Source organism: Rhodanobacter ginsengiterrae, from assembly GCF_050026815.1.
Classification (GTDB): domain Bacteria; phylum Pseudomonadota; class Gammaproteobacteria; order Xanthomonadales; family Rhodanobacteraceae; genus Rhodanobacter; species Rhodanobacter ginsengiterrae.
Window position 1 is genome coordinate 41,838 of record NZ_JALBWO010000051.1, and the last position, 21,504, is coordinate 63,341.

At 68.1% G+C, this 21,504-nt stretch carries 20 protein-coding genes; 14 read left to right on the top strand and 6 right to left on the bottom strand.

Annotation, left to right across the window (positions count from 1 at the left end; translation table 11 throughout):
• The first annotated feature begins 62 nt into the window (after positions 1-62).
• A complete protein-coding gene (locus ACQGNJ_RS07145) occupies positions 63-293 on the top strand; it encodes a glutaredoxin family protein (RefSeq protein ID WP_426688545.1) in 231 nt (76 codons plus the stop codon).
• Between the two features lie 225 nt (positions 294-518).
• On the opposite strand, the gene ACQGNJ_RS07150 is transcribed toward ACQGNJ_RS07145, so the two are convergent.
• From ACQGNJ_RS07150 to ACQGNJ_RS07170, 5 genes are all read right to left on the bottom strand, one after another.
• Positions 519-1,880, bottom strand: coding sequence for a DUF697 domain-containing protein (locus tag ACQGNJ_RS07150; protein ID WP_426688546.1), 1,362 nt, complete (start codon positions 1,878-1,880; stop codon positions 519-521).
• 10 nt (positions 1,881-1,890) lie between these two features.
• Positions 1,891-2,439: a YceI family protein gene (locus tag ACQGNJ_RS07155; protein WP_426688547.1), complete on the bottom strand. Its 549-nt coding sequence runs from the start codon at positions 2,437-2,439 to the stop codon at positions 1,891-1,893.
• Complete coding sequence (locus tag ACQGNJ_RS07160) at positions 2,436-3,017, bottom strand: cytochrome b (protein WP_426688548.1); 582 nt, start codon at positions 3,015-3,017, stop codon at positions 2,436-2,438. The genes ACQGNJ_RS07155 and ACQGNJ_RS07160 overlap by 4 nt, the downstream gene beginning before the upstream one ends.
• The gene (locus tag ACQGNJ_RS07165; protein ID WP_426688549.1) at positions 3,014-3,634 is read right to left on the bottom strand and encodes a YceI family protein; all 621 of its coding nucleotides are present in this window, start codon (positions 3,632-3,634) and stop codon (positions 3,014-3,016) included. The genes ACQGNJ_RS07160 and ACQGNJ_RS07165 overlap by 4 nt, the downstream gene beginning before the upstream one ends.
• 654 nt (positions 3,635-4,288) lie before the next feature.
• Positions 4,289-5,290: a polyprenyl synthetase family protein gene (locus ACQGNJ_RS07170; protein ID WP_426688550.1), complete on the bottom strand. Its 1,002-nt coding sequence runs from the start codon at positions 5,288-5,290 to the stop codon at positions 4,289-4,291.
• A 130-nt stretch (positions 5,291-5,420) separates the two neighbouring features.
• Here ACQGNJ_RS07170 and ACQGNJ_RS07175 point away from each other — a divergent pair, with 130 nt between their 5' ends.
• From ACQGNJ_RS07175 to ssb, 11 genes are all read left to right on the top strand, one after another.
• Positions 5,421-6,635, top strand: a complete 1,215-nt coding sequence (locus ACQGNJ_RS07175; RefSeq protein ID WP_426688551.1) for an MFS transporter — start codon at positions 5,421-5,423, stop codon at positions 6,633-6,635.
• A 168-nt stretch (positions 6,636-6,803) separates the two neighbouring features.
• Positions 6,804-7,784: a DedA family protein/thiosulfate sulfurtransferase GlpE gene (locus ACQGNJ_RS07180; protein ID WP_426688552.1), complete on the top strand. Its 981-nt coding sequence runs from the start codon at positions 6,804-6,806 to the stop codon at positions 7,782-7,784.
• A 273-nt stretch (positions 7,785-8,057) separates the two neighbouring features.
• Positions 8,058-8,150, top strand: coding sequence for a K(+)-transporting ATPase subunit F (gene kdpF, locus ACQGNJ_RS07185; protein ID WP_072758432.1), 93 nt, complete (start codon positions 8,058-8,060; stop codon positions 8,148-8,150).
• Positions 8,147-9,967: a potassium-transporting ATPase subunit KdpA gene (gene kdpA / locus ACQGNJ_RS07190; RefSeq protein ID WP_426688553.1), complete on the top strand. Its 1,821-nt coding sequence runs from the start codon at positions 8,147-8,149 to the stop codon at positions 9,965-9,967. The genes kdpF and kdpA overlap by 4 nt, the downstream gene beginning before the upstream one ends.
• A gap of 3 nt (positions 9,968-9,970) precedes the next feature.
• Positions 9,971-12,040: a potassium-transporting ATPase subunit KdpB gene (gene kdpB, locus ACQGNJ_RS07195; protein WP_426688554.1), complete on the top strand. Its 2,070-nt coding sequence runs from the start codon at positions 9,971-9,973 to the stop codon at positions 12,038-12,040.
• Entirely contained in the window at positions 12,040-12,849 is an 810-nt protein-coding gene (locus ACQGNJ_RS07200; RefSeq protein WP_426688555.1) for a TorF family putative porin, read from the top strand. The genes kdpB and ACQGNJ_RS07200 overlap by 1 nt, the downstream gene beginning before the upstream one ends.
• Positions 12,850-12,925: 76 nt before the next feature.
• Positions 12,926-13,504, top strand: a complete 579-nt coding sequence (gene kdpC, locus ACQGNJ_RS07205; protein WP_426688556.1) for a potassium-transporting ATPase subunit KdpC — start codon at positions 12,926-12,928, stop codon at positions 13,502-13,504.
• Between the two features lie 67 nt (positions 13,505-13,571).
• Positions 13,572-16,238, top strand: a complete 2,667-nt coding sequence (locus tag ACQGNJ_RS07210; protein WP_426688557.1) for an ATP-binding protein — start codon at positions 13,572-13,574, stop codon at positions 16,236-16,238.
• 10 nt (positions 16,239-16,248) lie between these two features.
• The gene (locus ACQGNJ_RS07215; RefSeq protein ID WP_426688558.1) at positions 16,249-16,944 is read left to right on the top strand and encodes a response regulator; all 696 of its coding nucleotides are present in this window, start codon (positions 16,249-16,251) and stop codon (positions 16,942-16,944) included.
• Positions 16,945-17,189: 245 nt separating this feature from the next.
• Positions 17,190-18,680 (top strand): amidase, encoded by a 1,491-nt coding sequence (locus tag ACQGNJ_RS07220; RefSeq protein WP_426688559.1) that lies wholly within the window; start codon positions 17,190-17,192, stop codon positions 18,678-18,680.
• A gap of 339 nt (positions 18,681-19,019) precedes the next feature.
• The gene (ssb, locus tag ACQGNJ_RS07225) at positions 19,020-19,541 is read left to right on the top strand and encodes a single-stranded DNA-binding protein (protein ID WP_426688560.1); all 522 of its coding nucleotides are present in this window, start codon (positions 19,020-19,022) and stop codon (positions 19,539-19,541) included.
• A 200-nt stretch (positions 19,542-19,741) separates the two neighbouring features.
• Here the strand turns inward: ssb and ACQGNJ_RS07230 are convergent, their stop codons facing one another.
• Positions 19,742-20,599 (bottom strand): LysR family transcriptional regulator, encoded by an 858-nt coding sequence (locus ACQGNJ_RS07230; RefSeq protein WP_426688561.1) that lies wholly within the window; start codon positions 20,597-20,599, stop codon positions 19,742-19,744.
• 152 nt (positions 20,600-20,751) lie between these two features.
• On the opposite strand from ACQGNJ_RS07230, the gene ACQGNJ_RS07235 reads away from it, so the two are divergent.
• Positions 20,752-20,925, top strand: coding sequence for a hypothetical protein (locus tag ACQGNJ_RS07235; protein WP_426688562.1), 174 nt, complete (start codon positions 20,752-20,754; stop codon positions 20,923-20,925).
• The gene (locus ACQGNJ_RS07240; RefSeq protein WP_426688563.1) at positions 20,922-21,434 is read left to right on the top strand and encodes a lipocalin-like domain-containing protein; all 513 of its coding nucleotides are present in this window, start codon (positions 20,922-20,924) and stop codon (positions 21,432-21,434) included. Before ACQGNJ_RS07235 ends, ACQGNJ_RS07240 begins: the two co-directional genes overlap by 4 nt.
• The last annotated feature ends 70 nt before the right edge of the window (positions 21,435-21,504 follow it).

A 21,504-nucleotide genomic window follows, 5' to 3' on the forward strand; every position in this document is an offset into this window, starting at 1 on the left:
CGCTGCTTGGAAGAAGAGTTGACCGGCTATTCTACGCGGCGTCCCCAGCCATTCGCAGCCGCATGTCCGACCTGATCCTCTACCAGCGCGACTATTGCCACCTGTGCGACCTCGCCCTGGCGGTGATGGCGCAGGCGCGCGCGCCGGAGTTCGACAGCCAGTGGGTGGATGACTCGGCCGAGCTGGAACAGCGCTACGGCACCCGCGTGCCGGTGTTGCGCGATACGCGCGACGGGCGCGAGCTGGACTGGCCGTTCGATGCCGCCGCGGTGCGCGCGTTCCTGTCGACTTAGGCCCCTACTCGCGCCACAGGGGATTAGGGCGGCTCAGGCTCCCTCCCCTGCAAGCAGGGGAGGGTTGGGGAGGGGTTCGCTCTTGATCTTCCCGGCGACCCTGCGCAACCCCCTCCCAACCTGTACTCGGGCCCTCCATGGCCCTCGCCCTTCGGGCGGCTCACGCCGCACAAATCGGCAGTCCTGCCGATTTGTCCCCTGCGTGCAGGGGGAGGAGCAAAGCGGCTAAGCGCGGCGAGTTTTCAACCGCTTGAGAATTTCCTCGCGCGCCTCGCGCAGGATCGAGTCGCGATCGAGACCGGCCACGATATCGGCGACGGCGCGCTTGGCGCCGGCTTCGCCCCAGGATTTTCCGCCGATCAGATAGCGTTCCGCCGCGCGGCCGATCAGCACCGTGGCGTACCAACCCAGCGCACCCTGTGCTGCGGCGGTGACCACCACCGACAAGCCGGCGCTGATGCCCTTCAGTGCCGAGGCGACCAGCTGCATGCCCCAGATCGCACCCATCAGCGCGGCCAGCTGCGCCGAGATCACCGCCACCAGCCGGCCGGATTCGGCGCGGGTTAGCGGCAGGCCGTAGACGCGCGACAACTGCACCACCATCGCCGCGTCCAGTCCGGCGGCGGCGAACAGGTCGGCGACCGGGATCGGATTCAGCGCGACCGCCACGCCCTTGGCCAGGCAGTAGTGGCGAATCAGTTTCGCCGCGACGGCCTGGCGGATCTGCGCGATGCGCGCGCTGACCTGATCGGTGAGGCGGCCGGCATACAGCCCGGCATTGATTGCCGACAAGGTCTTGCCCTCGCGTGCGGCGATCGCCAGCAGGCGTTCGCGCAAGGCGGCGACATCCGGCGCGCGGGCTTGCTCACGGTGCTGCTCATGGCCGCGCGCGTCGAACTCGACCACGCGTTGGGGCGCGGGGTGCGCCGCCACGGCGAGCACGTCATCGGCGCGGACCAGCCCGGCCACGCGCAGGCGCAGGTGTTGCAGCAGGCTGTCCAGTTCGTCGCGGCCGTAGCGATCGGCCTTGTTCAGGGCGAGCAGCAGCGGACGCTGGGTGGCGGCCAGGGTTCTCAGTGCGTCGAGTTCCTCGCGGGTGAGGTCGCCGTCGCAAACGAAGATCACCAGGTCGCTGACCTCGGCTACCTCGAAGGCCAGCCGCTCGCGCGCTTCGCCATCGAGCTCGTTGATGCCGGGGGTGTCGATCAGCACCAGGCCATCGTGCTGCGCCTCGTCCAGCATGGCGTGGTCGGCGTCGGTGGTGGTGCCGTGGAGCACGCCGACGGTGAACGCTTCGCGCCCGAGCAGGGCATTGCCCAGCGCCGACTTGCCGGCGGAGACGCGGCCAAACACGGCGACATGCAGTTCGCCGCGCTGCAGCTTGTCCAGCATGGCCTCGATGCGCGCGAAGTCGGTCGCCAATTCGGCGCGCACCGAAGCGGGAATACCCGGATCATCCAGCAGCGCGCGCAGACTCTCGGCGACCTGGCCCGAGCCGCCGGCCGCGCGTGGTGGCGGCGTGGTCACGCGTTCGGGTTCCGGCCTGACCAGGCTACGCAGGCGCTGCCACAGGCTGTCGTTCGCCATCAACGCGGGCTTACTTCGCGGTCAGTTGCAGGTGGGCGGAAATTTTCACCTCGCCACCGATCACCGAGGTGTCGGCGTAGTCGCCCGTGCCCACACCGAAATCCAGCCGCTTGACCGTGCCGGACACATCCAGCGTGGCGCCGGTCGGCAGCGGTTTGAAGGTCACTTCCAGGCGCACCGGCTTGCTCACCCCGCGCAGGGTGAGCGTGCCGTCGGCGATCACCTTGTTGCCATCCTTGTGCAGGCCGGTGGTGACGAAGTGCGCCCTGGGGAATTTGGCGACGTCAAAGAAGTCGCTGCCGGGCAAGGCGGTGTCGCGGTCCTTGTCGCCGGTCTTCGCACTGGCGAGGTCGACCTCGACATCGAACTTCGAGGCATCGAGATGGGCCGGGTCGTAGCTGATCGCGGCAGTCCAGCGCTCGAAGTGGCCATCAAAGCTTTCGCCCTGGAACGAGGTGCTGAAGCCGAGACTGCTGGTCGCCGGCTGCAGCGTGTAGTCGGTGGCGGCGGCAAGGCCGGGCAGGGCCAGCGCGAGCAGCAGGGTGGCAAGACGTTTCATCGGTGGTCTCCTTCGGAAGTGGCGCGATCGCGTGGCCGGCCGAACGGCAGCATCCGGCGCAGCACGTTGTCGTGGTCGAACACATGGTGCTTCAGCGCGGCGCCGACATGCGCCAGCAGCACCAGCAGCAGGAACCAGAACAGGTATTCGTGGACGCCGTGGGCAAAATGGCGCAGCGCGTCGTCCTTCGCCACCAGCGCCGGCAGGTTGAACAGCTTGAACCACTGCAGTGGCTTGCCGGTGACCGAGTTGAACCACCAGCCGCTCAACGGCATCAGCACGATCAGCAGGTACAGCATGCCGTGCACCGCATGCGCGGCCAGTTGCTGCCAGCGCGGCGCGGGCTCTTCGGCGGGCCGCCGTTCGGATAGCCGCCACGCGATGCGCAGCAGCGCCAGGGCCAGCACGGTGAGGCCGATCGATTTGTGCAGGGCCAGCCAGTTGATCTTCTGCATCGGCGAGTGGGCCAGGTCCATCAACAGGCCGAACAGGCCGTTGCCGAGGATGCCCAGCGCGATGGTCCAGTGGAAGAACTTGCTGATCGTGCCCCACTGGCGGTCATTGCTGCGCAAGCTCATGGTGTCTCCTCGGTCGATGGAATGGCGTGGTCGTCACGGATCGCCTCCAGCTCCAGCCACACGCTGACCTGGGCACCGATCGAGTTGGGGTTGGCAGTGATGCCGAACGTGGTGCGGTCGAGGCTGGCGGTGGCCGAGAAGCCGGCTACCTGGTGGGTTTCGTAGATGGTTCTGGCGGCGCGGTTGAAGGTGAAGGACAGATCCAGCGGAAGGGTGGTTCCGTGCAGGGTCAGTTGGCCATGCAGCACGCCGTGCCGGTCGTCCTTGCGCTCCACGCTGGTGCTGCGGAAATGGGCGTAACGCTGTTTCGCGCAGTCGAGCAGGGCCGGCTTGCACACGGCAGCGTTCCAGTCGGCATCGCCCATGTCCACGCTGGCCAGGTCGATGTCCAGTTCGGTCGCCGCGGTGCTCCAGTCGTCCGGATTGAAGCGCAGCCAGCCGCGCGCGATATGCAGACGGCCGAACGGCCGCGAGTAGCCGTTGTGGCTGATGCTGAAAAGGATCTGGCTGTGCACCGTGTCGTAACGCCACAGCATGTCCGCCGCCTGCGCCGCCCCCGGCCGCAGCAGGATCGCCACGACACACCAAAGCCAGCAGATTGAGCGCAGACGACACATGAGCCGAAGTCTGGCCGATTGGCGCGAAGGCTGCCAGCGTCCGGCGCTGAACGATCGGTTTCCGCGGGCGGGCCAATGGTGAGCGCAGCGAAGAGCGACCCCACCCCAACCCTCCCCTGCAAGCAGGGGAGGGAGCAGAAGCTGCGCGTGTGGTTCCCCGTCCGAGCGGAAGCCGCACGCGTGATTCCTCCCCCTGCGCAGCAGGGGGAGGGCAGGAGGGGGCGCTTTTGATCTTTGCCTGGCCGCGAAGAGCGACCCCATCCCAGCCCTCCCCTGCCAGCAGGGGAGGGAGCAGAGCGCGGCATGCTCTGGTTCTTTTCCGAGCGGGAGCTGCACGTGTGATTCCTCCCCCTGCGCAGCAGGGGGAGGGCAGGAGGGGGTGCTTTTGATCTTTGCCTGGCCGTGAAGAGCGACCCCATCCCAGCCCTCCCCTGCCAGCAGGGGAGCGAGCAGAGCGCGGCATGTGCGGTTCTCTTCCGCGCGGGAGCTGCACGTGTGATTCCTCCCCCTGCGCAGCAGGGGGAGGGCAGGAGGGGGTGCTTTTGATCTTTGCCTGGCCGTGAAGAGCGACCCCTCCCCAACCCTCCCCTGCCAGCAGGGGAGGGAGCAAAAACGACGCGTGTGATTCCTCTCCCTGCGCAACAGGGGGCGTAATCAGAACGTGCGCTGCACCGAATAGTCGGCGAGGGTGGCCAGTGCATCGCGGTAGGTGGATGGCGGCAGCGTGGCAAGCGCGGCGCGCGCGGCGTCGGCGTGCAGCAGGGCGCGGTTGCGGGTGCGTTCAAGCGCGCCGGAGTCGTTGATCGAGGCGATGATGCGGTCCAGCGAATCCAGCCCGCCGTGTTCGATCGCGTGGCGCAGCGACTGCGCCTGCTCGGGATTTGCCTTCTCCAGCGCATAGATCAGCGGCAGGGTCGGCTTGCCTTCGGCCAGATCGTCGCCGATGTTCTTGCCCAGCGTGCCGGCGTCGCTGGTGTAGTCGAGCAGGTCGTCGGCGATCTGGAACGCGTAGCCCAGCTCCATGCCGTAGCGGCGCAACGCCGTGACCTGGTCCTCGGCCAGGCCGCCGAGGATGCCGCCCAGTTCGGTGGCGGCGGCGAACAGCACCGCGGTCTTGCGTTCGATCACGGCCAGGTAGGCCGCCTCGCTCACGTCGGCGTTGCCGATGTTGAGCAGCTGCAGCACCTCGCCTTCGGCGATCGTGTTGGTGGTGTCGGCGAGGATGCGCATGATGCGCATGTCGTCCAGTTCCACCATCAGCTGGAACGAGCGCGAGTACAGGAAGTCGCCGACCAGCACGCTGGCGGCGTTGCCCCACAGCGCGTTGGCGGTCTTGCGGCCACGGCGCAGGTCGGATTCGTCCACCACGTCGTCGTGCAGCAGGGTCGAAGTGTGAATGAACTCGATGATCGCGGCGAGCTTGGTGTGCTGCACCCCACGGTAGCCTGCAGCGCCCGCGGCCAGCACGTGCAGCATCGGCCGCAGCCGCTTGCCGCCGGAGGCGATGATGTGGTCGGCGATCTGGTTGATCAGCACCACGTCGGAGGACAGCCGCTGGCGGATCAGCGCGTCGACCCGCTGCATGTCGGCGGCGGCGAGGTCCCGCACCTGGGCGAAGTCGGCGGGTCGGGAAGCGTCGGCGGGCATCAGATTCATGGAGGCATCACAGCGGCGTAGACGGTGATTATAGAGGCTGCAGGAACTTGCGCCGCGACATGTCGCCACAAACCGCCATGCGAGGGTCACCCTATAATGCCGGCATGACTTCTTCGATGTCCGTGTTTCCGTGAGCAAACTCTCGAGTCTCGAACTGCGCAGCGCGCTGACCCTGGCCTGCGTGATCAGCCTGCGCCTGTTCGGCCTGTTCCTGATCATGCCGGTGTTCTCGCTGTACGCTAAGACGATGCCCGGTTCGACCGGCTTCATGATCGGCCTGGCGTTGGGCGTGTACGGCATCGGCCAGGTCATGCTGCAGATCCCGCTGGGCTTGCTGTCGGACCGGATCGGGCGCAAGCCGGCGATCACCCTGGGGCTGATCCTGTTCGCCATCGGCGGGTTGATCGCGGCGATGTCGCACACGCTCACCGGCATCGTGATCGGACGCGCGGTGCAGGGCATGGGCGCGGTGGCCGGCGCCGGGATCGCGCTGGCCGCCGATCTCACCGCGGAGGAAAGCCGCGGCAAGGTGATGGGCATCATCGGCGTGTCGATCGGGCTGGCCTTCCTGCTGGCGCTGATCCTCGGGCCGCCGCTGGAAGCCGTTGCCGGCCTGCCGGGCCTGTTTGGCGCCACGTCGATTCTTGCGCTGGTGTCGCTGACCCTGTTGTGGCTGATCGTGCCCACGCCGGCGCGCGCAAGCGCACCTGCCGCCGCCGGATTCGCCGCGGTACTGGCGATGCTGCGCGATGGCCGCATGCTGGTATTGAACGGCTCGGTGTTCTTCCTGCATGCGCTGCTTACGGCCAGTTTCGTCGGCCTGCCGCTGCTGCTGGCCGATACCTTGCACCTGCCGGTGAGCCGGCACTGGGAGCTTTACCTGCCGGTGATGGCGATCGCCGCCTTCGTGATGGGCGCGACTCTGCACCACATGCGCGAGGTGGCGCAGAGCCTGCGCATCGTCACCGTGTGCGTGGTGGCGATCGGGCTGGCCCTGCTCGGCTTTGCGCTGTCGGGCACGCACATGGCGGCGTTCGGGCTGGCCGCGACGGTGTTCTTCTCCGCCTTCAACCTGCTTGAGGCCGCCTTGCCCAGCCTGGTGTCGCGGCTGGCGCCGGGGCACCTGCGCGGTGCCGCGATGGGCGCGTACTCGACCAGCCAGTTCGTCGGCGCCTTCGTCGGCGGCACCTTCGGCGGCATCGCGCTGGGACGCCTCGGTCCCGATGGCGTGTTCGCCTGCGCCGCGGCGTTCACCCTGCTGTGGCTGCCGCTGGTGGTTTTCGGCGCGCGCCGGATCAGCCAGACCGCGATCGAGATGCCCTCCGCACAGCGCGCAGCCTCGTAGGGCGGACAGCCGCGGGCGCTGCGGTGGCATGCCACGCCCGCGCCATTCGGTGACCGCTGTATCAACGGCGGCGCCGGGGAGGCGTCGCGCACACGGAAGGGTTTGCAATGGCGGACCGGCGGCCCAATCATGGGTGACGACAGGTCCGCTGCATCGAGTACCGATCCGATGGCTCATGAAATCATCGCGCTGATCGCGCAGTACGGTTTGCTGGTGGTGTTCGTCAACGTGCTGGTCGAGCAGGCCGGCGTGCCGGTGCCGGCTGTGCCCACGCTGATCGTGGCCGGCGCGCTGTCGGCCGGCGGCCGGCTGCCGCTGGTGGCGGTGCTGCTGGCCGCGCTGCTGGCCTGCCTGATCAGCGACCTGGTCTGGTATTGCGCCGGCCGCCGCTTCGGCGCCGGCGTGATGCGCACGATCTGCCGCATCTCGCTGTCGCCCGATTCCTGCGTGAAGCAGTCCGAACTGCGCTTCCAGCGCTGGCGCGGGCGCGTGCTGCTGATCGCCAAGTTCGTTCCGGGCCTGTCCACCGTGGCGCCGCCGCTGGTCGGTGCGATGGGCCTGCGGCCGGGCGCCTTCGTGCTGCTCGACGGCGCCGGCTCGCTGCTGTGGGCGGGTGCGGCGGTGGGGCTCGGCTATGCGTTCGCCCCCCAGATCGACGCGGTGCTGGCGATGCTGGAGCAGGCCGGCACGCTGGCGATGGAATTGCTGCTGGGCCTGCTGGCGCTGTACATCGCGGCCAAGTGGTGGCAGCGCCGGCGCCTGCTGGTGGCGCTGCGGATGGCGCGCATCTCGGTGGACGAGCTGAACGACGCGATCGCGGCGGGGCGTAACCCGGTGGTGGTCGACGTGCGCTCGGAAGCCTCGCGGCTGCTCGACACGCGGGTGATTCCCGGCGCGCTGCTGGCCGATCTGGACGGCGTGCAGCTGGCCCTCGCCGACGTGCCGCCGGAACGCGAGCTGGTGATCTACTGCAGCTGTCCCAACGAGGTGTCCGCCGCCAAGGCGGCCAAGCTGCTGATGTCGCTGGGCTACCGCCGCGTGCGCCCGCTGCTGGGCGGGCTCGACGCATGGGACGCGGCTGGCTACGCGGTGGAGCGGTTGTCCCCGACCGATACCCCTGCGGCCGTGGCGATGCGCCAGGGCGCCTGATCGCCCAATAACCGCGAGCGCATCCGCGCCGGAAAGCTTTACGCGTTTTATACGCGGGCGGCCCGATTCGCTACCCCGTTCTTATGCGGCACTTCCTACAGTGCGCGTCGTTCTCCCACGGAGTCGACGTCGATGGATTTCGTCTATCTGCTGTTCCTGCTGGTGCTGTGCGCCGCCACGTTGGGCTTTGCGCTGATCTGCGATCGGCTGGGCCCGCGCAAGTGATCGCCGCGCGCTTTCTCCCCTCCACCATGCCTGCGTGAGTTGTCGCCCATGAATGTCCTCTACGTGTTCGCCGCGCTGATCGCGCTGGCGCTGACCGGCTACCTGTGCGTGGCCCTGCTCAAGCCGGAGTGGTTCGAATGACCAGCAACGACTATCTCCAGCTGGGGCTGTATCTGGTCGTGCTGCTGTTGCTGGTGAAGCCGCTGGGCGGCTACATCGCGGCAGTGTTCTCCGACACGCCCAACCGCGTCACGCGGATCGGCGCGGGCAGCGAGCGGCTGATCTATCGCCTGTGCGGCATCCGCGCCGACGAGGACATGGGCTGGAAGCGCTACGCGCTGGCCGTACTGCTGTTCAACGTGCTCGGCGTGCTGGTGGTGTATGCGCTGCAGCGGCTGCAGCCCTGGCTGCCGCTGAATCCGCAGCACTTCGGCGCGGTATCGCCGGACTCGTCGATGAATACCGCGATCAGCTTCGCCAGCAACACCAACTGGCAGGGCTACGGCGGCGAGTCGACGATGAGCTACCTGACCCAGATGCTGGGCCTGGCGGTGCAGAACTTCGTCTCCGCGGCCACCGGCATCGCGGTGCTGATCGCAGTGATCCGCGGCTTCGCCCGTCGCGGCGCGAAGGGCCTGGGCAACTTCTGGGTCGACCTCACGCGCAGCACGCTGTACCTGCTGCTGCCGCTGTCGCTGCTGCTGACCCTGCTGCTGGTGTCGCAGGGCGTGGTGCAGAACTTCAAGCCATACCTCACGGTGCCGGTGGTGCAGGCCACCATGGTGAGCGAGCCGGCCATGGACGCCGCGGGGAACCCGCAAAAGGATGCCGCCGGCAACGCGGTGATGGCGCCGGTGCAGGTCGCCACGCAGACCCTGCCGATGGGGCCGGCGGCCTCGCAGATCGCGATCAAGCAGTTGGGCACCAACGGTGGCGGCTTCTTCAGCGTGAACTCGGCGCATCCGTTCGAGAACCCCACGCCGCTGAGCAACTTCCTCGAGCTGCTGTCGATCCTGCTGATCCCGGCCGCGCTCTGCTACACCTTCGGCAAGATGGTCGGTGACCGCCGCCAGGGCTGGTCACTGCTGGCGGTGATGCTGGTGATCTTCATCCCGCTGCTGCTGGCCTGCACGGCGGCCGAGCAGGCCGGCAACCCGCTGCTTGCCCATCTCGGGGTCGACCAGCACGCCTCGGCGCTGCAGGCCGGTGGCAACATGGAGGGCAAGGAGACCCGCTTCGGCATCGTCAACTCCACCCTGTGGGCGACCGCCACCACCGCCGCCTCGAACGGTTCGGTGAACGCGATGCACGACTCGTTCACCCCGCTGGGCGGGCTGGTGCCGATGTGGCTGATGCAGCTGGGCGAGGTGATCTTCGGTGGCGTCGGCTCGGGTCTGTACGGCATGCTCGCGTTCGCCGTGGTGGCGGTGTTCATCGCCGGGCTGATGGTAGGCCGCACGCCGGAATACCTGGGCAAGAAGATCGAGGCCTACGAGATGAAGATGGCCAGCCTCGCGGTGCTGCTGCCGTGCGCGCTGGTGGTGATCGGCATGGCCATCGCGGTGATGGTGCCGGCGGGTGTTGCCGGTGTCGCCAACCCCGGTGCGCACGGCTTCAGCGAGATGCTGTACGCGGTCAGCTCGGCCTCCAACAACAACGGCAGCGCGTTCGGCGGACTGTCCGTCAACACGCCGTTCTGGAACGTGTTGCTGGGCGTGTGCATGTTCCTGGCGCGCTTCCCGCTGATCGTGGCGATGCTGGCGATGGCCGGCGCGCTGGCCGCCAAGCGGCACGTGCCCGAATCGGCCGGCACGCTGCCCACGCACACGCCGTTGTTCGTCACGCTGCTGGCCTGCGTGGTGATCGTGGTCGGCGCACTCACCTTCCTGCCGGCCCTGGCCCTGGGGCCGATCGCCGAGCAACTCATGTCGGCTCATTCGATTTCGCCGGGGCACTGATCCATGACTTCGCATACTCACGCGGCGAGCAGTTTCAACCGCGAGCTGATCCTCAAGGCCGTCGCCGATTCGTTCCGCAAGCTGTCGCCGCGGATGCAGTTCCGCAACCCGGTGATGTTCGTGGTGTTCGTCTGCAGCGTGCTGACCACGGCGCTGTGGCTGCAGGCGCTCGCCGGTCACGGCGAAGCGCCCACCGGCTTCATCTTCGGGGTCAGCCTGTGGCTGTGGTTCACCCTGCTGTTCGCGAACTTCGCCGAGGCGCTGGCCGAAGGCCGCGGCAAGGCGCAGGCCGATGCGCTGCGCAGCACGCGCAAGGACGTGATCGCCAAGAAGCTGGCCGGCCCCGAGCGCGACGCCGCGATCACCTTCGTGCCCTCCAGCGAGCTGCGCACCGGACACCACGTGCTGGTCGAGGCGGGCGAGCAGATTCCCGGCGACGGCGAAGTGGTGGTGGGTGCGGCGAGCGTCAACGAGAGCGCGATCACCGGCGAGTCCGCGCCGGTGATCCGCGAGTCCGGCGGTGATCGCAGCGCGGTCACCGGCGGCACCCAGCTGCTGTCCGACTGGCTGGTGGTGCGCATCACCAGCAATCCGGGCGAGAGCTTCCTCGACCGCATGATCGCGATGGTCGAGGGCTCCAAGCGGCGCAAGACGCCGAACGAGATCGCGCTGACGATCCTCTTGGCCAAGTTCACCCTGATCTTCCTGCTCGCCTGCGCCACGCTGCTTCCGTATTCGATCTACAGCGTGCAGGCAGCCGGCGCCGGCAACCCGATCACGCTGACCGTGCTGATCGCGCTGCTGGTGTGCCTGATCCCCACCACCATCGGCGCGCTGCTGTCGGCGATCGGCATCGCCGGCATGGACCGGATGATCCGCGCCAACGTGATCGCCACCTCCGGCCGCGCGGTGGAGGCGGCCGGCGACGTCGACGTGCTGCTGCTGGACAAGACCGGCACGATCACCCTGGGCAACCGCCAGGCGGTGGCGCTCCATGCGGCGCCGGGCATCGCCGAGCGCGTGCTGGCCGAGGCGGCGCAGCTCGCCTCGCTGGCCGACGAGACGCCCGAAGGCCGCAGCATCGTGCAGCTGGCCGGTGAGCGCTTCGGCCTGCGCGACACGGCGTCCGCGGCTACAGCGCAGTTCGTGCCGTTCACCGCGCAGACCCGCATGAGCGGCGTCGACCTGGGCGAGCGGCGCATCCGCAAGGGCGCACTCGACGCGGTGGAACGGTATCTGGAAGCCCAGGCGAGCCACTTGCCGCCGCTGGTCAGGCGCATCGCCGAGGAGGTCGCGCGGCGCGGCGCCACCCCGCTGATCGTCACCGACGGCGACCGCGCGCTGGGCGTGATCGAGCTGAAGGACATTGTCAAGGCGGGCATCAAGGAGCGCTTCGCCGAGATGCGCAAGATGGGCATCAAGACCATCATGATCACCGGCGACAACCCGCTCACCGCGGCGGCGATCGCCGCCGAGGCCGGCGTCGACGATTTCCTCGCCGAGGCCACGCCGGAAGCGAAGCTCAAGCTGATCCGCGACATCCAGGCCGAGAACCGGCTGGTGGCGATGTGCGGCGACGGCACCAACGACGCCCCCGCGCTGGCCCAGGCCGACGTGGCGGTGGCGATGAACACCGGCACCCAGGCCGCGAAAGAGGCCGGCAACATGGTCGACCTCGATTCCAACCCGACCAAGCTGATCGAGGTGGTGGAGATCGGCAAGCAGATGCTGATCACCCGCGGCGCGCTGACCACGTTCTCGATCGCCAACGACATCGCCAAGTACTTCGCGATCATCCCGGCCGCGTTCGCGACGACGTATCCGGCGTTGAACACGCTCAACGTGATGCACCTGGCCACGCCGCAGAGCGCGATCCTGTCGGCGGTGATCTTCAATGCGCTGATCATCATTTTCCTGATCCCGCTGGCGCTTAAGGGCGTGAAGTACCGCGCGCTCGGCGCCGGTGCGCTGCTGCGCCGCAACCTGCTGGTGTACGGGCTCGGCGGCGTGGCGGTGCCGTTCCTGGGCATCAAGCTGATCGACATGCTGCTGGTGCTGGGAGGGTGGGCCTGATGAATGTTTCCACCCGCATCGGTGCAGCCATCGCGCTTTCCCTCGCCGGCCTCGCCGACGGCGCGCAGGCCAGCCCGGCCAGCCCGGTCAGCGGCAATGTCGCGCTGACCAGCGACTACCTGTTCCGCGGCCTCACCCAGAGCTGGGGTCGGCCGGCGCTCCAGGGCGGTGCCGACTACACCCACCCGAACGGCTTCGCGGCCGGCTTCTGGGGTTCCAGCATCAGCGAGCGCAGCTACCCCGGCGGCGCGATGGAGCTGGACCTGTATGCCAGCTACGGCCAGTCCATCGACAGCGACTGGTCGTGGCGCGCGGGCCTGTACGGCTATGTCTATCCCGGCGCCAACCTCGATCAGGCCGGGCTGCCTTCGCGCTCGCTGAACACGCTGGAGGCGAACGCCGCGTTGAGCTGGAAGCAGGTCACGTTGAAGTACAACCGCGCGCTCACCGACTACTTCGGCGTCGACGCCGAGCAGGGCTATGCCGGCGATTCGAAGGGCACCGACTACCTGCAGCTCGATGTCGCCATGCCGCTGAGCGACGCATGGAGCCTGGCGCTGCATGCCGGCCACACGCACTACACCAGCACACTGGTGACGCCACTGGCCAACGGCGCGCGCAACCCGAGCTACAGCGATCTCGGTGCCACGCTGAAGTATCAGCTCAATGGGCACTGGTCGCTCAGCGGCGGTGTCAGCTGGGCCAGCAACGCGGACTTCTACCGGCGCACATCCAGCTTCCTCAACGCCAGCGACACCCGCAACGTCGGCGGCAGCCGCGGTTTCGTGATGCTGCAGGGCAACTTCTAATGCGATCGATCGATGATCGCGAAGAGCAACCAGCGGCCATCCATGGCCGCACTTTCAAAAAGAGCGGTGACCACCCATGAGCAAACTATTGCGTCAATCCTTCATGCTGCTGCTGGTGCTGAGCGTGATCACCGGCGTGCTGTATCCGCTGGCCGCCACTGGGCTGGCCCAGCTGGTGTTTCCGCACCAGGCCAACGGCAGCCTGGTCGAACGGGACGGCAAGCCGGTCGGCTCGTCGCTGATCGGCCAGTCGTTCACCGAGCCGAAGTATTTCTGGGGCCGGCCGTCGGCCACCGCGCCGAACCCGTACAACGCCAGCGCCTCGTCCGGCTCCAACCAGGGGCCGACCAACCCGGCGCTGGCCGACGCGGTGAAGCAGCGCATCGCCGCGTTGCGTGCGGCCGATCCAGGCAACGCCGCGCCGGTGCCGGTGGATCTGGTCACCGCCTCGGCCAGCGGCCTCGATCCGCAGATCAGCCCCGCCGCCGCGCAGTACCAGGTGGCCCGCGTGGCCCGGCTGCGCCATCTCGACGTGGCCCGGGTGCAGTCGCTGGTGCAGCGCTTTACGCAGGGGCGCCAGCTGGGCCTGCTTGGCGAGCCGCGGGTCGACGTGCTCACGCTCAATCTGGCGCTGGATGCGGCCGCCGCGCCATGATGGCCGGGCCGTTCCCGGATGTGGGAAGGGCCGCAGCCGGCGCTGATGTCGCACCCGAGATCCCCCGATGACCGAACCGTCCCGTGAAGCCCGCGCCGATGCGTTGCTCAGCACCGCGCAGGAGGAACGCCAAAGCCGCCTGAAGATCTTCCTGGGCGCCGCGCCCGGCGTGGGCAAGACCTACGCCATGCTTTCGGCCGCGCGCGAGCTGAAGCGCCAGGGCGTGGACGTGGTGGTCGGCCTGGTGGAAACCCACGGCCGCGCCGAGACCGCCGCGCTGATGGAGGGCGTGGAAGTGCTGCCGCGCCGCGCGCTGAAATACAACGGCCGCGATTTTACGGAGTTCGACCTCGATGCCGCGTTGGCGCGCAAGCCGGCGGTGCTGCTGGTCGACGAGCTGGCACATCGCAACCTGCCTGGCGTGCGCCACGAGCGGCGCTGGCAGGACATCGCCGAGCTGCTCGACGCTGGCATCGAGGTGTACACCGCGCTGAACGTGCAGCACCTGGAAAGCCTCAACGACCAGGTGCGCCGGATCACCGGCATCACCGTGCGCGAGACGGTGCCCGATGCGTTCCTCGACCGCGCGCGCGACATCGTGCTGGTCGACCTGCCGCCGCGCGAGCTGATCGGCCGCCTGAAGCAGGGCAAGGTGTACGTGCCCGAGACCGCCGCCGCGGCGCTGAACGCGTTCTTCTCGCCGACCAACCTGGCCGCGCTGCGCGAGCTGGCGCTGGAGACCATCGCCGGTCACGTCGACAGCGACCTGCGCGAACACATGCTGGCGCGCGGCAGCGCCATGACCGTGCGCCGCCGCGTGCTGGCGGCGATCGACGGTCACGGCCAGAGCGACTACCTGGTGCGCGTGGCGCGGCGCATCGCCGAGCGGCGCGGCGCGCCGTGGAGCGTGGCCTGGGTCGACACCGGCGCGCGGCTGGACCCGGCCAGGCGCGAACGGCTGGAGGCGGCGATGCGGCTGGCGCGGCGGCTCGGCGGCGAGGCGATCGTGCTGCGCGGCCACGCGATCGCCGACGAGCTGCTGGCGCACGCCGACCGCGAAGGCGTGGGCCAGATCATCCTGGGCCGCACCCGCGAGCGGCCGCTGGCACGCATGCTGGGCATCTCGCTGACCCAGCGGCTGCTGCGCCGCGGCGCCCACATGGAACTGACCATCATCGCCACCCCGGTCGAACGCGCGAAGGCACGCCGGCGACTGCGGCTGCCGCGTCAGCGCGGTTCGCGCGGCGAATACCTGTATGCCACGCTCGCCACGCTGGTCGCGTTCGGTCTGGCGTTCGTCGCCGACCGCTACCTGTCGGTGGCCAACCTGTCGCTGATCTTCCTCACCGCGGTGCTGGTGGTGGCGGTGCGAACGCGCATGGCGGTGGCCGTCTATACGGCCATACTGTGTTTTGTCGGCTACAACTTCTTCTTCGCCCATCCGCGCTACACGCTGGTGATCGCCAATGTCGACGACGTGCTGGCGGTGACCCTGTTCCTGGTCGCCGCGCTGGTGTGCAGCCGCCTGGCGACGCGGCTGGCCAGCCAGGTCGAATCCTTGCGCGCGGCGCACGCACAGACCCGCGCGCTGCTGAGCCTGGGCCAGCAGCTGACCAGCAGCACCGACGCGCACGGCATCCGCGAGGCCGGCAGCAAGGCGCTGGCGCACGCACTGCAGGGCGAAGCGGTGATCCTGGCGCGCGATGCCGGGCAGGTGCTGCGGGTGGTCGCCAGCGCGCCGCCGCAGGGCGAGCTCAGCCCGCAGGATCTGGCCGCGGCCGACTGGAGCGACCGCCACGGCGAGCAGGCTGGCCGCTACACCGACACGCTCAACGCGGCGCCATGCTGGATGCTGCCGCTGGGCAGCGAGGCACGGCCGCTGGGCGTGGCCGGCCTGCGCTTCGACCCCGCGCGTGGCGAGCCCGATCCTGACCGCCGCAGTCTGGCGCTGGCGATGGCGCAGGACATCGGCCAGGCGCTGGAGCGCGCGCAACTGTCCGACGAGCTCGAGGGCGCCCGCGTGCAGGGCGAGACCGAGCGCCTGCGCAACGCGCTGCTGTCGTCGGTGTCGCACGACCTGCGCTCGCCGCTGGCCTCGATGATCGGCGCTGCCGACACCCTGCTCAGCTACGAGGACAAGCTGCCCGCCGCCGAGCGGCACGAGCTGCTGCAGGCGATCCTGGGCGAGGGCCGGCGGCTGGATCGCTACATCCAGAACCTGCTCGACATGACCCGGCTCGGCCACGGCACGCTGAAGCTCAACCGCGATTGGACCGACAGCGGCGAGATCGTGGCCGCCGCGGTGGGCCGGCTGCGCAAGCTGTTTCCCGACCTGCGGGTGGAGACGCTGGCGCCGGCCGAGCCGGTGCTGCTGTACGTGCACCCCGCGCTGATCGAGCAGGCGCTGTTCAACATCCTGGAGAACGCCGCGCGCTTCTCGCCGCCCGACGAGCCCGTGCGGGTCAGTGTGCGGCGCGTCGATCAGCAATTGCTGATCGAAGTGAGCGACCGCGGCCCCGGCATTCCCGAAGACGAGCGCGCACGCATCTTCGACATGTTCTACTCGGTGTCACGCGGCGACCGCGCGCCACAGAGCACCGGCCTCGGGCTGGCGATCTGCCGCGGCATGATCGGCGCGCACGGCGGCAGCGTGGAGGCATTGCCCGGTGACGGCATCGGCACCATCATCCGCATCAGCCTGCCGTTGCCGCCACCACCCGACCTTCCTGCCTGACTGGCGCCCCATGACTTCCTCTGCCCCCCGCATCCTGGTGATCGACGACGAGGCGCAGATCCGCCGCTTCCTCGACATCGGCCTGCGCGCCGAAGGCTACGAGGTGCTGCTGGCCGCCAACGCAGCCGACGGCCTGGCGCTGGCCGCCACGCGGTCGCCGGATCTGCTGATCCTCGACATCGGCCTGCCCGACCGTGATGGCCACGAGGTGCTGGCCGAGCTGCGCCAGTGGAGCCAGCTGCCGGTGCTGATGCTGTCCGCGCGCGAGTCCGAAAGCGAAAAGGTGCGCGCGCTCGACCACGGCGCCAACGACTACGTGACCAAGCCGTTCGGCATCCAGGAATTGATGGCGCGCCTGCGCGCACTGCTGCGCAACCGCCAGGGCGAACCGGAGCCGCCGCCGCGCTACGACGACGGCCGCCTCGCCGTCGACATGGCGCGCCGCGAGGTGCATCTGGACGGCGCGCTGCTGTCGCTCACCCGCAAGGAATACGCCGTGCTGGTCATGCTGATCCGCCATGCCGGCCGCGTGGTGACCCAGCAGCAAGTGCTGCGCGAAGTGTGGGGCGCCACCCACGTGCAGGACACCCACTACCTGCGCATCGTGCTCGGCAAGCTGCGGCAGAAGCTTGGCGACGATCCAGTGTCGCCACGCTGGTTGAAGACGGAGCCGGGGGTGGGGTATCGGTTTCTTGGGGGCGGGTGAGGTCGGCGGTTCCAAAGCCCGCATTGTTGCGGGTATTTTTGTGCCGAGCATTCCGGCCGGCGGCCGCGGGGCGCAGGCTGCGTGGAATGGAGCCAGCAAGGGGCCGCAAATATTTCCGCTGAGAGGCAAATTCACCTCTGACGTGTGGGTCTCGCGACTCGGCTCGGCTCATTCACCGGTTTACATCGGTCAGTGTGATCCTTTTACCATGAGGGTTCAGTCACCGCCCCCGGATGAAACCCGCGATGTTCAAGGAATACCTGCAGCACGACGCCACTGGACTGGCTGAGCTGATTGCGCGCGGCGAGATTTCTGCGGCCGAGGTGCTGGAGGCGGCAGTGGTGCGGGCGGCGGAGGTGGATCCGGCGCTGGGGGCGATTTGTATTCCGATGCTGTCGCAGGCTCGCGAACGGGTGCAGGCGCCGTTGGCCGGGCCTTTCGCTGGGGTGCCGCTGCTGATCAAGGACATGGGGCAGGATTATGCCGGCGTGCCGAGTCCGTCGGGCAGTCGCGCGTTGCGCGACTGGGTGCCGCAGCAGCATGCGGAAATCGTTCGTCGCTTTCTCGACGCGGGCTTTGTGATTTTCGGCAAGACCGCGTCGCCGGAGTTTGCGCTGAAGGCCGAGACTTCGCCGCGGATCTGGCCGCAGCCCACGCGCAATCCTTGGGATGGCGCGCGTACGCCGGGCGGTTCTTCCGGGGGCTCGGCGGCCGCAGTGGCGGCCTGCATCGTGCCTGCGGCGGGCGCCTCTGATGGCGGCGGCTCGATCCGCATTCCGGCGGCGTATTGCGGCCTGTTCGGACTGCGCCCCTCACGTGGCCGCACGCCATCGGGTCCGCGCCAGGGCGAGATCTGGGAGGGTGCGTCCAGTTCGCACGCGCTGACCCGCAGCGTGCGCGATTCGGCGCGCATCCTGGACGCCATCATGGGCGCCGAGGTGGGTGCACCATTCGCGATCGGCACGCCCGAGCGGCCTTATGCGGAGGAGATCCAGCGTCCACCCGGCGTACTGCGTATCGGTTACAGCACGCAGTCGCCGCTGGGTACGCCGGTGCACGTGCAGTGCGTCGAGGCGGTGCAAGCCACCGCCCGGCTGCTGGAAAGCCTCGGCCATCGGGTGGAGCCGGCGCAGCCGGCCGTCGACGGTCATGCGCTGGCACGCAGCTTCATCACCATGTACTTCGGCCAGACGGCTGCGGCGATGGCCGAGGCGCGTCGTCTGACCGGCGCGGGAGTGCGCGAGTTCGAGCTGGAGACGCGCATCCTGGCACTGCTGGGGCGCACCCTCAGCGCAGGCGAGTATGTGAATGAACATGCGCGCTGGAACGATTACTCCCGTGCGCTGGGGCACTTCCATCAGACGTTTGATCTGTACCTCACCCCGACCACGGCGCAGCCGCCCAACCGCATCGGCGAACTGGAAACGCCGTCGCTGCAGCGTGCCGCGGCGCAGCTGGTGCTGGCGCTGCGTGCCGGGCGGTTGCTGCGGATGAGTGGCATCGTCGACACGCTGGTGGAAAGCAGCCTGCAGCGCGTGCCGTTCACCCAGCTGTCGAACCTCACCGGCACGCCCAGCATGTCGGTACCACTGCACTGGGCACCGGCGGAGGCGGGCGGTACCGAGCTGCCGTTCGGGGTGCAGTTCGTGGCTCGCTTCGGCGAAGAGGCCACCCTGCTGCGGCTCGCCGCCCAGCTGGAACACGCGCAGCCGTGGGCCGCGCGGCGACCGTCGTGACGAGTGCGTAAGGCGGCGCACGCCCAGCAATCAGACAGCCTGTTCGACCATCGGGGTCAGGTTCACTTGCTGCCGAGAGAAAGTGAGCCTGCGGCGGCTACTTGGCGGGGGCAGAAGGCGCCAGAAGCGGGGCGGTGGCCTGGTCCTTCCGCGGCGGCATTGGCCACACCCCTTGCGACGCCTGCTTTCCGCCGCAGATCGCGGCGGAGTCGGCCCACGCCGGAGCGGGGTGTGTGCAGATGGCAGCGGCGGCTGGCACAGGTATGATATCGAGCCAGTTTCACCACTCCGGCCGCAACCCATCCCGAATTTGCCGCCGGCTCAACCGAGGACACTCCCATGGCACGTGGCATCAACAAAGTCATTCTGGTCGGCAACCTGGGCTCGGACCCGGAACTGCGCAGCACCGGCAGCGGCGTCAGCATCTGCAGCTTCAGCCTGGCCACCTCCGAATCCTGGACCGACAAGCAGTCCGGCGAGAAGCAGGAACGCACCGAGTGGCACCGGATCAAGATCTTCGGCCGGCTGGGCGAGATCGCCGCGGAGTACCTGAAGAAAGGTCGCCAGGTATACATCGAAGGCTCGATTCGCACCGACAAGTTCACCGGCAAGGACGGCGTGGAAAAATACTTCACCGACATCATCGCCAGCGAGATGCAGATGCTGGGCAGCAACGAGGGCGGCGGTGGCGGTGGCGGCATGCAGCGTGAGCGCTCGCAGGGCAGCAGTGGCGGCGGCCAGCGCCAGGGCGGCGGCAACTACGGCAACCCGTCGCGCGGCAACGACGATCACGGTGGCCAGTCGCGGCAATCGCCGGCACCGGCCGACAGCGGTTTCGCGGATGACGAGATTCCGTTCTGAAGTGTACCGCGAGGTAAAACGTTGTGATTGCATCGGAGGGAGCCAGCTATTCAGCTGGCTCCCTCTTTTTTGGACTCGCTGCATCGGGTCGACCGATCTTGCTTCGCCTGTCGACGCCGACGAAGTCGTCGCCATGGGCATGCATCGTTGCAAGACCCAGGGTCACCTGGTGTGCTGTCGTTGATGGATCAGTCTTGTGATCAGGCAGTCCTGGACAGATTCTTGAATGCCATCGCCAGCGTATGCAGCGCGTTGCGCGATCGGCGGTCATGCAGCGCCGAATACAGCACCGCCTCGTGCGTGGGTAGCGCAGGCAATGAAAGCGCGCGGCCAATATCGATGGTGCCGGATGGCGCAGCACGCTTCGGCAGCACGGCGACGGCCAAGCCAATCGCCGCTGCGGCCCCCACCACGGCGGCGCCCTTGCCGATGAACACCTCCGTCCAGGCGATGCCGGCACGATCCAGCGCACGCACCGCTGCCGCACGGATGCTGCATGCCTCGCCCTGGGTCGACAGCGGCAACGGTTGACCGGCACGCGGCTGCCAGTGCGCGGCAGCGATCCAGGCGAACGATTCGGCGAACAGCACTTCGCCGTTGCGACGACGATCTTCCGGCTGCAATACCAGGGCGGCATCCAGCACGCCATCGTCGTAGGCCTTGAGCACGTCGTTCGAGCCGGCCACGCGCAGCTCGATCAGCAGCTTCGGATCGTGCTCATTCATCCGACGCAACAAGCCGGGCAACTCGCTGCCCACCAGCTGATGGCTGATGCCGATGACCAGCCGGCGCTGCTTCACTTCAAATGAGGCGAGGGCGCGCTCATGCGCCCCCACCAACTCGCGCGCGGCCTCCATGAAAGCGGCCCCCTCGGCGGACAGCCGCACCTGGCGCGGCGTTCGCTCCAGCAGCCGTCGGCCCAACTGGTTTTCCAGCCGGCGCAATTTCAGGCTGATCGCCGATTGTGTGCTGTCCAGCGCGTCTGCGGCGCGGGTGAAGCTCTGCAGCTCAGCGGTCAGGACAAAGGCTTTGACGGCATCCAGGTCGAGCGATTTCATGGCTGGTCCATGTCATTTTCAAATGACTGAAATACGCAGTCATACGTTTTCAAAATGGATGATAGCGCACACACTGCGCCGCACATCGTCGATCGAAGCGGCAGATCTTTCGTGGTTTGTCTTCCAGCCATCATCCGAACAGGTACTTGCGCATGCGCACGCTCTGGCGCGGCCTGCTGACGCTGCACGGCCATCTCGTCGATTCGCGCCGCGCGCTGCGTTGGGCCGATCAGGCCGCAGAGCAAGCACGGCAGAACACCGAAAGAACGAATGCACCAGTCAACGACACCGCCGCTTCGGCACAACCTGCAGGCAGCCAGTCATGAAATCAGCAAAGACGTTTCTATTCGCGCTTCTGACCCTTCTTCCCATCCACGCAGTCACCGCCACGGAGCCGGCCAACATGAAAACAGTAGCTGCCATCGAAGGCACCTGGACGCTTGCCTTTGCCGACGTCATCCATCCCGATGGCACGCGCACGCATGACTACGGCGATGCCCCCAAGGGCGTGCTGCAAATTGATCATGCCGGACGCTATTCGCTGTTTGTGCTGGACAGCTCTCGCCCCAGGTTCGCTGCCAACGACAAGCACGCAGGGACGCCGGACGAATTCCGGGCTGCCGCACTGGGCGCGAGCGCTCATTTCGGCACCGTCGATATCGACCCCGCGAAGGGCACGCTCACCTTCCATATCGAGGGAGCGACGTATCCGAATTGGGAGGGTGCCAGCCAGGTGCGCCGTTATGCACTGAGCGGTGACATGCTCAGCTACAAGGTGCCGCCGCGACCGAATGGCGATATCCCATTGACGGGGTGGAAGAGGGTTGCGCATTGATCGAGGCGTGCAGATACCCGTTTTCGCGATCCCATGGTGGACATCACTGATGCGGCTCTGTGCGCTTCAG